Below are 13603 nucleotides of genomic sequence, written 5' to 3' on the forward strand. Positions count from 1 at the left end.
CGGGCGCGCAGGGTGCTACCAAATAAATAGCTGGTTGCGCCCGTGTTTCAAGGGCTGGAGGCTGATTTTGATGCAAGAAATCTGCGAACGTGCTTCCACAAATCAAGTCCGGCATACCCCTTCAGCGGGTTCCGGGGTGCCGGCTTGTCTTCTTCAGCTGTTTCGCTGTGCGTCGCGCCGGCGCAGCGCCCAGGCGAAGAACACGCCCTCGGCCGCCATGACGGCGCCGCCCAGCGCCACCACCGCACCGGTGCCGATTTGCGCGATCAGGCTGGCGGCCACCACCACGCCGACCGACTGGCCCAGGAACAGGGACGAGGCGAACAGCGAGACCGCTGTGCCGCGCGCGCCGGGCGCCATCTGGGTGGCGTTGGCCTGCATGGTGTTGTGGAACATGAAAAAACCAAAGCCGGCCAGCAGGCTGGCGGGCACGGCGGGCAGCCAGTGCGGCGTGAAGGCCAGCACCAGCGCGCACACCCCCACCAGAAGGCCGCCCAGCAGCACCAGCTTTTGCTGGCCAAAGCGGTGGATCATGTGGCGCCCCACCGCCATGTACATCACGCCGCCCAGGCCGAACAGCGCCACGATGGCCCCCGCCAGCGACAGCGACAGGCCCAGCGAGCGGTGCAGGTGCGAGGCCCAGATGGCCAGCACGCCAAAACCCACCGCCCCTTCGACCAGCGCCATCAGCAGCACCACACGCGACCACGGGCCGGTGATGATAAGCAGCGCCTGCTTCACAAAGCCGGGGCGCGCGCCCTGCGGCGTTGCGGCCGCCAGCGCCGGCACGGCTGGGGCCGCCTGCTGCCGGCGCAAGTCGCCCCACAGCAGCAAACCCACCACGCCGAACAGCAGCGTCAAAAAAGCAAAGGCCCAGCGCCAGCCGAGCGCGTCGGTCAGCAGGCCGCCGGCGAGCTGGCCGCCCACAATGCCCAGCGTGCTGCCCAGGCCGGTGCGCGTGAGCATTTCCTGCAGCTGGTCGGACGGCACGGTGTCGCCGACCCAGGCCATGGTGAGCGGAATCAGGGCGGCCGCGCCCAGCGCCATCAGCAGGCGCGCCCAGACCAGCATGTCCAGGCTGGTGGCCAGCGTGGCCGCAACGCTGCCGACGCAGCAACCCAGCGTGGCAAAGGTGACGATGCGGAACTTGCCGAACCGGTCGCCCAGCGGGCCGTAGAACAGCTGCGCCACGCCGTAGGTCACCGCAAACACCGACACCACCAGCGCCGCCTGCCCCAGGCTGACGGCAAACACGCGCGCCAGTTCGGGCAGCATGGCGTCGCAAATGCGCTGCGCGGCCATGCTGGCAAAGGTGGCCAGCGAGAGCAGCACGATGGAGCGGCGCGTGGCCGCGGACAAAGGGGCAGAAGCGGGAGTGGTCACGCAAAGATGGGGTTGATTGACGCGCTGCAAGCGTCATGGGGCCAGGCGCCGGCCCATTGTAGGCAGGACCTGGCCTGCGCGCTTGGCGCGCCGACGGTGCGGGTGCGCCGGCGAGACCGTCCGCCTGAGGCCAATAGGGTTCATTGAAGCGCTGCAACCCTGTTCGCCCTGAGCTTGTCGAAGGGCTTCGACAGGCTCAGCCCGAGCGGTGTAGTGATGCGCGCTTGGCAAGCAGGCGCGACCCGCGCGCCAGCGGGATCGTCCGCTTGGGGAGACTTCCATCAATCATGACAGGCAACTGCTACCGTTCGCCCTGAGCCGCCTGTCCTGAGCTTGACGAAGGGGTCGAAGGGTCGTCACAGTGCAAGCAGGCTTCAACCCTTCGACAAGCTCAGGACAGGCCAAGCTCAGCCCGAACGGTGTTGTGTCATGAACTACGGAACATCAATAACGAACCTGGCCAGGTGGCAAGCGGGCAGTATTGCGCCCAACGCCCGATCAGCGCACCTGGCCGGGCGGCAGGGGCGCGTACTGCGGCGCGCGTTCGCCCTGCGGCAGGCCGATCACCACGCCGGGCTGCGCCATACCACCACCACCGCCGCCGCCCGACATGGGGCGGGCGCCGGGAACCGACTCCCAGCGCGGGTCACCGCCGGGCGGGGGGGCCGTGGTAGCCGGTGGCGGGCTGTACACGGGCGGGTTATAGGACGGCTGTGGCGCGTTGACCGGTGGCGGTGTATAGGCCGGCATGGCCTGTTCCTCGGCCGGCGGCTGCCGCGGCGTGACTGGCTGCGACGGGGACGGGAAAAGCCCGCGCAGCCAGTCGTTCACCTGGTCGATCACCGGCTCACTTGTCGGATCGGTCCGGCCGCTGCCCCGCGGCGCGTCGAAACGCGCGTTGGTGTCCACCACCCGGCTGCGCAGCGCCTGCTGGAAAAAATCACCGACGATGGGCAGCGCGCTGTGGGCACCCTGGCCCCAGTAGTCGCTGAGCGTCACGCGGTTGTCGTTGAAGCCGACCCAGGCGCCCGCCACCAGCCGCGAATGCATCATCACAAACCAGCCGTCGGTGTTGTCCTGCGTGGTGCCGGTTTTGCCGGCCACATCGGCCTGGATGCCGTAACGCGAGCGGATACCGGCACCGGTGCCGCTGTCGATCACGCCGCGCATCACGTCCAGCAGCACCTGCGCCGAAGGAATGGACAGGGCCTGCTCGGGCACCGCGGCCTGGAAGGTGGCCAGCACCTTGCCGTTGCGGTCTTCCACGCTGGTGATCAAGAGGGGCTCGATATAACTGCCGCTGTTGGCGATGGTGCTGTAGGCCGACACCATTTCCTTCAGGGTCACCGGGCTGGTGCCCAGCGCCAGCGAGGGCACCACGTCGAGCTTGCTTTGCCGCACGCCCATGGCCTGCGCCAGGCTGGCCACCTTGGCCGGGCCCACACTCTGCATGACCTGGGCGGTGATGGTGTTCTTGGAATACACCAGACCGTCGCGCAGGCTCATGGGCGCGTAGCTGGGCGCAGTGCCGTCCCGGGGCCGCCAGACCGCGCCGTTGCCCAGCGGAATCTCCACGTCGCCGTCCATGAAGCTGTCGGTCGGCCGGGCACCGTTTTCAAAGGCGGCGCCGTACACAAAGGGCTTGAAAGTGGAACCCGGCTGGCGGCGCGCCTGCTGCACGTGGTCAAACGGGTCCTGCACAAAGTTGCGGCTGCCCACCCACGCCCGCACATGGCCGTTGCGCGGGTCCATGGCCACAAAACCGGCCTGCAGCCGCGTCTTGTCCTGCCGCAGCGCCAGCATGAAGTCCTTGTCGGCCTGCAGCTGCTTGAGGGCCTCTTCGTCGGTCTGGCCGGACTCGCGGGCGGCCTTGTACTCGGCGCTCTCGCGCACAAAGGCTTTCACGATGTCTTTTTTGGCGGCCCAGGCGCGTGGCCCCCATTCGCCGTTGGCCACGCCCTGCAGCTTGTCGGCCTGGCGCGCCAGCGCCTGGTTGGCCTGGGCCTGCAGCCGCGAGTCAATGGTGGTGCGCACCACCAGCCCGTCGGCATGGATGTTGTAGTCGTTGCGGTCGGCCCACTCGATCAGCCAGCGGCGCACAAACTGGGCAAAGTGCGGCGCGGGGCCGAGCGGCTCGGTCTGCCGCTCGAAGTCGATCTTGAGCGGCCGTTTCTTCAGGGCCTGGAACTTTGCCTCCGGCAGCTTGCCGTGCTTGACCATTTGCGCCAGCACGATGTTGCGGCGTTGCGTGGCGCGCTCGGGGTTGAGCACCGGGTTGTAATAACTGGTGCCCTTGAGCATGCCGACCAGCGTGGCGCTTTCCAGCACGTCGAGCTTGTCGGCCGACTTGTCGAAATAGGTGCGCGCCGCCATTTGAATGCCGTAGGCGTTGTACAGGAAAGGCACGGTGTTGAGGTAGGTCTCGAGGATCTCGTCCTTGGTGTAGACCGCCTCGATCTTCAGCGCGGTGATGGCCTCCTTGATCTTGCGCGTCACCGTGGCCGAGCGCCCAATCTCCTTGGGGTACATGTTGCGGGCCAGCTGCTGCGTGAGGGTGGAGCCGCCCTGCAGGTCGCCGGTGAAGGTCTTGAACACGGCCGAGACGGTGCGCTTGAGGTCGATGCCGTGGTGCTCGTAGAAGCGGTGGTCTTCGGTGGCAATCAGCGCGGTGATCACATTGGGCGACATGTTGGCCAGCTTGACCCAGTCGCGGTTGGCGCGCTTGAACACGGCCAGTTCCTTGCCGTCGATCGACAGCACGCTGGCGGGTTTTTCTTCCTTGGCCTTGCGCAGGTCGCTGATGCTGGGCGTGAAGGGAACCAGCAGCAGCGCATACAGCAACAACAGCCCGGGAATGGCGGCCACCGAAAGGGCGACGCCGCGCCGGGTGGGGTTGCGCAGGCGGCGCAGGGTTTCAGCGGCAAAGGCGGCGGCAAGGGGCTGGAGACGGGCGAACATTTTTTTCATCGGGTGCCAGTGTAGGGGTTGCCCGCGCGGGGGGCTGTAGGACGCCGGTGGAAGGCGACGGGCGGGCAGCAGGGCCGGCTGGGCGCCAGCCCCGATTTTGCCGGATGGTCAGCGTCAAAAATGGCCTTGACCCAAGCGGTACCTGCGCCGGCAGCTATGGTTTTTATAGTAGCCACCAGTCGTCACCGACGTTACCGGCCAATACCGACAGTTACCAGCCATCGCAGGTCTTCGCGCGGTTGAGCCGCGATTCAGGCTTTCCGCTTCAAAGGCTGCCAGCCCGCAAACTTGGGGTAATGGCGCGCCACCACGGCGCCGTCGAAATCCCAGGCGATGCACTTGCCCAGGTGGTAAGGCGGCTCGGCGCTGCCGGACTCCGCGAGGCCGGCCTGTGCGCGCAGATGGCCGCGGTACACCGGCACCGTCTGGTAGGCGGCCGTGGCCATGTTGAACAGCATCTCGCGCAGGTGGGTGCAGCCGCGTATGCCGCCCAGCGCCTTTTCAATGGCCTGGCGCCAGCCCGGCCCCATGGTTGCGCCCACCATCAGCTGCATCGGGTCAATGCCCTGCTGGCATTCGTCAAACGGCGCGTGGTCACTAACGCTGGCAATTTCGCGAATCACCAGGCTGTCGTCCACCGTGGCGCGTATGGCCATGCCGTGAATCGGTGTGCCGGGCGCCACCTCGCGCTCCGAGCGGGCATGTGCATAGGTACGCACGTCGGTCATTTCAGCCTCGATGTCCCACAGGCCGTCCTCGCGCTGGTAGCCGCGGTAGACGACGGCGCGGGTGTGCAGGTGTTTTCGGGCTTGCGGTGCGGGCAGTGGCATGGGGTGGAAAGGGTCCAGGGCAAAAGAGACCATTTTCCCAGCAAGACGGACTCCGTGCCGCCCTGGCGCGCTGCCTATGGCAAATCAAGGCACCAAATCGGCCCCAGCCCAATAGGTACGGGCATAAGCAGCTACGACTTTGATAGCGTTTACCCGGCGCATCGAGCGTGGCATCCATCATCTGTGTGCCTCCGTATTGCAGACAAGCCATATATTGCTAGAATGCAATACACATGGATGCCCAGTTGATTGCCCGAGCCAAAGAGGTCCGCAATGACGGCTCCATTGTTGAAGTGGTGGTGTGGCGCGTTCCCCGGGCGATTCACCCGTGTACGCATCCCTTCAACTACCGGCTGTACTTTGGCGCCGGTGGCGTGTGCCGGGTGCGCTACGACAACGAGCAAGGCAAAGGGGATCACCGGCATGCGGGTGAATCCGAAGAGCCCTACCGCTTTGAATCGCTGGAACAACTGCTGGCTGATTTCCAGCGCGATGTAGAAAACTGGAGGACCTCCTCATGAAAGCCATCATTGAAATTGCCCCACGCGGTTCTGTATTCAAGGTCGCCGCGGCCCAGCTGAAGGCTGCAGAGTCAACGCCCGGCTACCTGGCCGACTACCACTTGAGCTTTGAGTCCGCCCGCGCCCTGTTCTCCGAGTTGACCCCCGCGCGCATCGACCTGCTCGAAGCCTTGCGCCAGTGCGGCCCCTGCTCTGTCTATGCCCTCGCGAAAAACACGGGGCGCAACTATTCCAACGTTCACACCGACGTGAACAAACTGGAGGAACACGGCCTCGTCAAGCGCACCCCCGACGACACCGTGTTTGTGCCGTTTGAATCGGTGGAAATCCATCTGGCTTTGTTCCGGCACGCGGCCTGAGCGGCGTTAACAGCCCCCTTCCATCTTCCGCCATCCATGGCGGGCATACCCGAAACGCTGGTCGATGCGGCATGGATCCCGGATCGGGGTCCGGGATCACAAATCAGGCTGCAGACCTTCTGCACAGTGCGCAGTCAGCTCTGTTTTCCATAGCAGACAGCGCTCAACCGGCGCATCAGTCCCAGGTCAGATTGTTGCAGGCCTCGCACTCCTGCTTGAAAACACCCATCCAGACCAGCAGCGCGTGGACCTTGCAGCCCACGCAAACGCCCAGGACGGCTTCCATCCACATGAAGCCCAGGCAGATCCAGACCAGCACCAGCGGAATCCAGCGCGGCATGAAGTTGGACGTTGTGGTCAAGAGGGCGTGGCCGGTCAGCCCATTGACCCAGCCGGCAAAAACCTCCGGATTGAAAAAGACCAGACAGCTCACGATCATCGTGGCACCGATCGACCAGGCAAAGCGTTTGGGCAGCAACGGCTTCCAGACGGGCTGGCTGCCTTTGGCCAGCAGGCTGCTGATGAAAATCGTGGGGGACAGCCGCGAGCTCCATACGAACATGCCCGCGATCATTTCAAACAGGGCATAAAACAGCACATAGGTCTGTTTCGAGTATTCAAAAGTGCGGCGGACCGCTTCGACGTTGTAGAGAATACGCCCGTCAAAATCGGTGTCGAAGGTGTCCTTGATGACATTGCCCGTGACCACCCAGTGCGATGAGAACAACACGTCATAAAGCGTCAAGCCCATGTAGAGCGGGATCACCAGCATCAGTCCGGCACGTATACGCACCGCCGTGTCGTTGATGAAGACACTTTGTTCGCCCGGGTCGCGGTACCAAAGCTTCTGGAAGACGTTTCCCAGACTCCTGAACGCATTCATCATGATCATCAGTCCTTCACGGGTATTTATAACCGACATCTTATATAGTTTTTGTCCTTTTCAAGCATGGGCAAAACCGGGGCCGCAGATGCCAGCGCAGCCACTGGTTTGTCTGCCACAATCACACAAGGTACACGCCACATGTCTGCGCGGTACCCAGGAATCGCGACGCTGTTACTCGGCCGCTACAAGCGCAAAGGTGATGACCATGGCAAGGATTTCGATGTTTGCACTGAAGCCTGCATTCGACGCGATAACGGCGAGACGCCGCAGCCTCCTCTACGGCGCCGCCTTCGCGCCGGCCCTGTTGCTCGCCGGATGCGCCGTGGAAGTGGAGAACACGCAGGCTGCCCAGGAGGTCGCACGGCTCTCCAGGCCGCCCGGTTCGGTCTCCATCGGGTGGCGCGTCTTCCAGGACAGGTGCGCAAGCTGTCATGGCGCCGCTGCGACAGGCACGGCGAACGGACCCGACCTGTTGCCCAGGGTTCGGGAAATGGGCTCACGCCAGTTCGTGAGTCTCGTGCTCAAGCGCTACGACTGGAATCTCCCGGCGGCGCAAGCCGGCAGTGAGGGCGCAGCGCGGGAAGCCTTGATCGACGAGATCCTGGAGCGCAGAAGGAACTTCAAGCCCACGATGCCCGCGTGGGATGGCGAACCCATCGTGACCACCCATATCGTTGATCTCCATGCCTATCTCTCGGCGCGCGCGCAAGGCACGCAGGGCCCGGGTCGTCCGCTACCCTAGGAGCCTGTCTGCCTTTGCGGACCCCGGATCAAGTCCGGGGCAGGCTCTGATCCGCCATCCATGCCACACACACACGCGCGCCGGTGGTCATGCAACATGGATCCCGGGTCCAGCCCGGGATGACAAGTCAGGGACGCCTACGACGCCACCACCGAATGCCACCAGATCCTGAAGTCGCGGCACAGGCCGCCGGCTTCAAACTCGGCCACCGCCACGCCGTCGAGCACCAGGCGCGGCAAGGGGTCGCCCGGCTGGCGCGCGAGCTGGCTGGTGCCGGTGGAGGCGGCCCACATCGCAAACATTTCTTCCGAAGTGACCTGGTACGTGGTGTGCCAATGCGCCATGCCGCCCAGCGCCTCGGCATGCAGGATGTCGAAGGTGAGCACGATGTCGGTCTGCAGCTTGATGCGCTGCCAGTACTGCCTGATCTGCGCGTGCCCGGTCTGCACCGCAAACGGCGTGTTGTGGTACTGGCCGTCTTCGGTGAACAGCGAGGCCAGCAAAAATTCGTCCTTGGTCTCCCACGCCTTTTTGTAGTTTTCCATGAAGCGCTGCATCAGCATTTTGGGGGCCTCCGGTTGTTGATATTCTGGTCACTCGTAACGCCCCCGTTGCGGCGTAGCGCGGCGGGGCATCCTGGCCACAGGATAATTCATCAAAGAAGAACTTCCACGCCTGCCCCGACCCCTGCCCCACAACGCCAGGAATGACGCCACGCTGCGGTTCGCACTGCAGGCCGGGTGGGCGCACGGGCGCCACGGGTGGTGTGGTGTGCAAGTCGATCTGCCGCCCGCCCGCCTTGTGAGTCAAATCGTGCTCTAGCCCTTATTCTGCGGGCGCAAGCAGCTACCTTTTTTATAGCGTAAACCTTTCGCACTGCGCCTTGCCCGGTGACGCACAAAGGCCGCCGCGGTCAGGCGCCGGCGACTCTGGCCTACACCCCTGGCGCCCTGCCGGCGCTAGGCTGAAGCTATAAAACCCTGAGGAGTTAGCCATGACCCAGCCCGGCGTAGAACCCGAACGCATCACCATGAACAACCTGGCCAACTGTGCGCAGTGGGCCAAAAAGCTCAATGTGACCGACGAACGGCTGCGCGAAGCGATTCAGGTCGTGGGCGACAAGGCCACAGACGTTGAAATGCATCTCAAGGGCGTGCGCAGCACCACCAACGACGACCGTATGCGTGATCTCCGTGACGCATAACTGCCCCACCCAACTCCGGCCAGGCTTTTGATGCCAACACCCGCCTGACATGATGGAATCTTTCCTTGGAAGCGCTCTGCACGGGGCGGCCGCGCTTTTTCTGGGCCTGGCAACGTTGCTGGGCCTGGTCATCTGGTCGATCAAGCGGCACAACAGCCCGAAACTGAAAATCGAATCCGGCGAGTCCATCGACGAGCTGATTCCCTCACTGGCCGGCCTGACCCTGAGTACGGCCGTGGCAGGCAACTCGGTGGCCCTGCTGGAAAACGGCGCCTTCTTCGACGTGCTGATTGGGCGCATAGGCGCCGCGCGGCAAAACGTGCACTTTGAAACCTTTCTCTGGAAAGACGGCGTGCTGGGCCAGCGCATGGCCAACGCGCTTTCCGAACGGGCCAGGGCCGGCGTGAAAGTGCGCGTGCTGCTGGACGCCACCGGCTCCAAAGGCGTCGGCAAGGCGACGCGCCGGCAAATGAAAGACGCCGGCTGCAAGCTGGTGTTCTTTCATGAAAAGGCGCTTCGCAACATTGGCGTGATGAACGAGCGCGATCACCGCAAGCTGGTGGTGATTGACGGGCGCGAAGCCTTTGTGGGCGGCCACTGCGTGGTGGACGAGTGGCTGGGCAACGCCGAAGACGGCCAACATTACGCCGACCTCAGCGTGCGCCTGCACGGCCCCATCGTGCACAGCGTGCAGGCCGCCTTCAGTGAAAACTGGGGCGGGCAAACCGGCGAACTGTTTGTGGGCAAGGACGTGTTTCCCGAGCTGGCGCCCACCGGAAATGTGACCATTCACGCCGCCTACGCCAAGCCGGAAGGCTCAGCCCCGGCCGTCAAGATTCTTCACCACACCGTGATCTGCCTGGCGCAAAAGCGCATCTGGATCCAGAACCCCTACTTCATCCCCGAGCCCGAGGCGATTGACGCTTTTGGCGCCGCCGTCAGGCGCGGCGTGGATGTGCGGGTGATGATGCCCTCGACCAGCGGCTCGGACAACCCCATGGTGCAACACGCCGGCCACCGCAACTTTGAAAAACTGCTCAAGTGCGGCGTGCGCCTGTTTGAGTACCCGCACACCCTGCTGCACCAGAAGGTGATGACGGTGGACGGCGTGTGGAGCGCGATTGGCTCGAGCAACTTTGACGACCGGTCGTTTGACACCAACGACGAAATCACGCTGGGTATTCACGATGCCGCCATGGCAGCGCAGCTCGATGCCGTGTTTGAAAAGTATGTGGCACGCTGCCAGGAGATTGACCTGAAGGCCTGGCAGCAACGCGGCTGGTGGCACAAGGCCAAAGACAACATGTATTACCTGTTCAACGAGGTGCTGTGAGTGTCGCGCGCCCCACGGGGCTGCAAGGCCTGGCCCGGAGCCACGCCCACCCGCTGCCCGGCGGCGCCCGGCCAAGCGACCGGGCGGTGCCAGATGGCCGAGCGAAACAGGCTGGATAAGGGACATCCCGAATGCAGCGGGCCCGGGCTTGAGGTTCAATGGATTCGCCCAGGACAACAAACCGCCCGCGACCAGGGCGGCGTCAACCCCCCGCGTTCATGCAGGGAGCGCCATTTTGCGCAGCCACCGGGTTGAGGTCATGGGGCGCTGATTCCATCACCCATCACCATCAAAGGAAACGTGTCATGCGTAAATTCAAATCCATTGCCGTCGCCACCGCGGCGCTGGCCCTGCTCACCGCCTGTGCCAGCATGGAGGGCACAGGCCCCATGAGCTTTTTTGTCACCAGCGCGGGCAGCGGCAAGGGCGGCGACCTGGGGGGCCTGGCCGGTGCCGACGCCCATTGCCAGAAACTGGCCACCGCTGCGGGTGCCGGCAACAAGACCTGGCGCGCCTACCTGAGCACGCCGCCCACCTTTGCCACAGCCACCACACCCGCCGGAGCCGCCACCCATGCGCGCGACCGCATTGGCAACGGCCCCTGGTACAACGCCAAGGGCAAGCTGATTGCCCGCGACCTGGCCCACCTGCACAACGGCAACAAAATCGCCAAGGAAACCGCGCTGGACGAGCGCGGCAGCGCCATCAAGGGCCGGGGCGACAACCCCAATGAGCACGACATCCTGACCGGCTCCCGTGCCGACGGCACCGCTTTTGCGCCGCAGACCGACACCACCTGCAAGGCCTGGACCAGCGCCACCGACGGCTCGGCCATCGTCGGCCACCATGACCGCGTCGGGCCCAACACCGACAACTGGTCCAAGTCCTGGAACTTCTCGCACCAGTCTGCTGGCTGCAGCCCTGAGGCGCTGGTGCGCACAGGCGGGGCCGGCAAGTTCTATTGCTTCGCAGCCAACTGATTCCCCGGGGGCATTGCGCCCCCCGTTAGCGTCCCGGCCTTGTGCCGGGATTTTTTTCGCAAACCATGGCCTGCGCGTCGTCACCCACCCGGCGCCAGGCCCTGCCTGCCCGCACTGACTGCCCTGCGCGTGCGGGCGCGAAAGCTGCTTGACGCAGGTCAAACCGCCGCCCCTGTTTGGCGCCATCATGCGCACAGTGCCTCAACCCACTGCGAAGGAATCACCATGACCGACACCGCCCTCGCCACCGTTCCCCAACGCAAACTCTGGGTGCGCGCGCTGCTGATGCTGCTGATGGGTGCGGCCTTCCAGCTGGCCGCCTGGGTGCTGGTGGCCGTCGCCCTGCTGCAGCTGGGCTTTACCGCCTTCACCGACCAGCCCAACCCGCGCCTGCAAGCGTTTGGCCGCAGCATGGGCCGCTACCTGGCGCAAATTGCGGGCTTCGTCGCCTTCGCCACCGAGACCCTGCCCTTCCCCTTCAGCGACTGGCCGACCGGCGAGCTGTAAGCAGCAGGCAGGCTGAAACGACCGCGGAGGATTTGCCATGACCACGCCACCCGAAATTTGCCGCATCAACTACGTCGAGCTGAACGTGCGCAACATGGACCAGGCCAAGGCCTTCTACGGCCAGGCGTTTGGGTGGACCTTCACCGACTACGGCCCGGCCTACACCGAGTTTTCAGACGGCGCGATGAAAGGCGGCTTCACCACGCTGGCGCCGCCCTCGCCCACCGGCGGCCCGCTGGTCATCCTGTACGCCAACCAACTCGAAGCCGTGCGGGGCAGCGTGCTGGCCGCCGGTGGCACCATCAGCCGCGAGATTTTCCCGTTTCCGGGCGGGCGGCGCTTTCACTTCAAGGATATGGACGGCTATGAACTGGCGGTCTGGTCCAAAGACTAGATCATGCGTCAAATTGGCCTGTGGCCCTTTATCCACGGCGCCAGCAGCTACTACTTTCATAGCTAATTGCTGTCATTGCGGGCCTGACCCGCAATCCATTGCGTGTCAGCCGCATCCAGACTGATCCTGATCCACACAATGCGCGGGCGATCCGCTGGTGTGAAAAGTCGGGTTTTAGCGCGACTGGCGAAGTGCAAACGCCGGATGGAATGGCGCTGCCGATGGTCTGTGTGCACCCCGCCCGCTGGTGCTGACCGCCGGCTGACGGCAATTAACTATCTCAACTCGCCCATCATCGTGGCGGACGCACGTACCCAAGCTTCCGTCTGGCTGTGGTTTACCTGATGCAAGTAGAGAACGGTTCCGCTTGGCACATCAACACCAAATACTTGGCCACCATAACCAAGAAACCAAAAACTGGCTGGCGCCAAACGCAAACTGAGCTTGTGAGTTTGATAGCCGTAACCTCTACCAGCCGAGGGAGTCACAAGGTTGGCAGTCGCGGTGCTTAAATACTTTGCCATGCAGCTGTCTGTCTTCTTCATTTCGTCAATCAGGAAGTACCCAATTCTCAAATAATCTCTGGGCGCAGCGCTGAACCCCACATGACCAAGGACTTTCTTGTCTGCATTTCTCAACCAGGCCCCCGTCCGCTCGGGCCGGCTTGGTATCCAGACATTCTTCTCAAAGTAAGCGCCAAAATCTGTCTTGGTCGCTGCCTCCAGTACATAAACCAAAGCAATGGTGTCGTAATTCTTATAGCTAAAGCCAACCCCGGGCGCTTGGTAGCCAGAGAATTTTTTCATTCTCGATAGCAAATCGACGTCGAGCCCCCGAGGCAAAAACATATTGCCCAGCACGTAACTTTCGTTGGGCTCAGGGTGCCCAGTATTAAAGTCGCCCTGATAGGCGCCGCTCGTCATCGTCAACAACTGGGCTATCGTGGAATCACCATACGACGTTGACTTCAAGTCAGGTACATAAACTTCCGCTTTATCGTCCAGGCTTTTGATGGAGCCATCGCATAAAGCCTTGCCGATTGCCACCGCAACCAGGCTTTTGGAAATAGAGTACGCCAGGGGCGTCGATTCAGCAGAAGCGGATTTGGAATACTGCTCAAAGAAAATTTGCCTATTTCGACTCACAAGAGCTGCTCTTGTAGCGCCGGAACTCATGATCTTATTGGCATCTACAACAAGCTTTTTTTCTGCGTCGTTTGCCGGAGCAGCACTAGGCAAACTCGACGGCTCAGAAGATGCCTTCAATAGCAAAGTATTTGCTGAGAAGCGGTACCCGCCAGTTGCTTCGAGCGGCAGATCACTCTGAGCCAAAGCCCCGCACGACGCTACCCCCCGCGTCACAATAGTTGTCGCCCCGATAGAACCTAAAACCCAGGGGACGGCGATGAAGGATAGAAGTGGCTCGATACGGACAAGCATTCAAGGACCGTGCAGTAGCACGGTTGTTGCCGCCTGAAAGCGCGGCGGTGGAAGAAGT

Annotated in this window: 14 protein-coding genes; 8 read left to right on the forward strand and 6 right to left on the reverse strand. The window is 63.3% G+C overall.

Translation table 11 applies throughout. From position 1 onward, the window contains the following. Positions 1–153: 153 nt before the first annotated feature. The 3 genes from B7G52_RS02630 to B7G52_RS02640 form a co-directional block, all read right to left on the reverse strand. Positions 154–1383: an MFS transporter gene (locus B7G52_RS02630; RefSeq protein ID WP_096696015.1), complete on the reverse strand. Its 1230-nt coding sequence runs from the start codon at positions 1381–1383 to the stop codon at positions 154–156. A 498-nt stretch (positions 1384–1881) separates the two neighbouring features. Further along, a complete protein-coding gene (locus B7G52_RS02635; RefSeq protein WP_096696016.1) occupies positions 1882–4350 on the reverse strand; it encodes a transglycosylase domain-containing protein in 2469 nt (822 codons plus the stop codon). 251 nt (positions 4351–4601) lie between these two features. Next, complete coding sequence (locus tag B7G52_RS02640) at positions 4602–5180, reverse strand: DUF2889 domain-containing protein (protein ID WP_096696018.1); 579 nt, start codon at positions 5178–5180, stop codon at positions 4602–4604. A gap of 233 nt (positions 5181–5413) precedes the next feature. Here B7G52_RS02640 and B7G52_RS02645 point away from each other — a divergent pair, with 233 nt between their 5' ends. Both B7G52_RS02645 and B7G52_RS02650 read left to right on the forward strand, forming a co-directional pair. After that, a complete protein-coding gene (locus B7G52_RS02645) occupies positions 5414–5701 on the forward strand; it encodes a DUF6516 family protein (protein WP_096696020.1) in 288 nt (95 codons plus the stop codon). Beyond that, positions 5698–6060: a MarR family transcriptional regulator gene (locus B7G52_RS02650; protein ID WP_096696021.1), complete on the forward strand. Its 363-nt coding sequence runs from the start codon at positions 5698–5700 to the stop codon at positions 6058–6060. The genes B7G52_RS02645 and B7G52_RS02650 overlap by 4 nt, the downstream gene beginning before the upstream one ends. A 175-nt stretch (positions 6061–6235) precedes the next feature. On the opposite strand, the gene B7G52_RS02655 is transcribed toward B7G52_RS02650, so the two are convergent. Next, complete coding sequence (locus B7G52_RS02655) at positions 6236–6946, reverse strand: DUF4395 family protein (RefSeq protein ID WP_240523292.1); 711 nt, start codon at positions 6944–6946, stop codon at positions 6236–6238. Between the two features lie 205 nt (positions 6947–7151). Here B7G52_RS02655 and B7G52_RS02660 point away from each other — a divergent pair, with 205 nt between their 5' ends. Beyond that, the gene (locus B7G52_RS02660) at positions 7152–7688 is read left to right on the forward strand and encodes a c-type cytochrome (RefSeq protein ID WP_141397374.1); all 537 of its coding nucleotides are present in this window, start codon (positions 7152–7154) and stop codon (positions 7686–7688) included. 137 nt (positions 7689–7825) lie between these two features. Here B7G52_RS02660 and B7G52_RS02665 read toward each other — a convergent pair whose 3' ends face one another. Further along, complete coding sequence (locus tag B7G52_RS02665; protein WP_205853022.1) at positions 7826–8233, reverse strand: nuclear transport factor 2 family protein; 408 nt, start codon at positions 8231–8233, stop codon at positions 7826–7828. 449 nt (positions 8234–8682) lie between these two features. Here B7G52_RS02665 and B7G52_RS02670 point away from each other — a divergent pair, with 449 nt between their 5' ends. From B7G52_RS02670 to B7G52_RS02690, 5 genes are all read left to right on the forward strand, one after another. Continuing rightward, positions 8683–8892: a DUF3606 domain-containing protein gene (locus B7G52_RS02670; protein ID WP_096696026.1), complete on the forward strand. Its 210-nt coding sequence runs from the start codon at positions 8683–8685 to the stop codon at positions 8890–8892. Positions 8893–8941: 49 nt separating this feature from the next. After that, complete coding sequence (gene cls / locus B7G52_RS02675; RefSeq protein ID WP_096696028.1) at positions 8942–10225, forward strand: cardiolipin synthase; 1284 nt, start codon at positions 8942–8944, stop codon at positions 10223–10225. A gap of 305 nt (positions 10226–10530) precedes the next feature. After that, complete coding sequence (locus tag B7G52_RS02680; RefSeq protein ID WP_096696030.1) at positions 10531–11205, forward strand: hypothetical protein; 675 nt, start codon at positions 10531–10533, stop codon at positions 11203–11205. A gap of 225 nt (positions 11206–11430) precedes the next feature. Continuing rightward, positions 11431–11712 (forward strand): DUF4389 domain-containing protein, encoded by a 282-nt coding sequence (locus B7G52_RS02685; RefSeq protein WP_096696032.1) that lies wholly within the window; start codon positions 11431–11433, stop codon positions 11710–11712. Positions 11713–11749: 37 nt separating this feature from the next. Continuing rightward, positions 11750–12106 (forward strand): VOC family protein, encoded by a 357-nt coding sequence (locus B7G52_RS02690; RefSeq protein WP_096696033.1) that lies wholly within the window; start codon positions 11750–11752, stop codon positions 12104–12106. A gap of 275 nt (positions 12107–12381) precedes the next feature. On the opposite strand, the gene B7G52_RS02700 is transcribed toward B7G52_RS02690, so the two are convergent. Then, positions 12382–13545, reverse strand: a complete 1164-nt coding sequence (locus tag B7G52_RS02700; protein WP_096696037.1) for a serine hydrolase — start codon at positions 13543–13545, stop codon at positions 12382–12384. Between the last annotated feature and the right edge of the window lie 58 nt (positions 13546–13603).

The organism is Polaromonas sp. AER18D-145, assembly GCF_002379095.1.
In the GTDB taxonomy this organism is placed as follows: domain Bacteria; phylum Pseudomonadota; class Gammaproteobacteria; order Burkholderiales; family Burkholderiaceae_C; genus Polaromonas.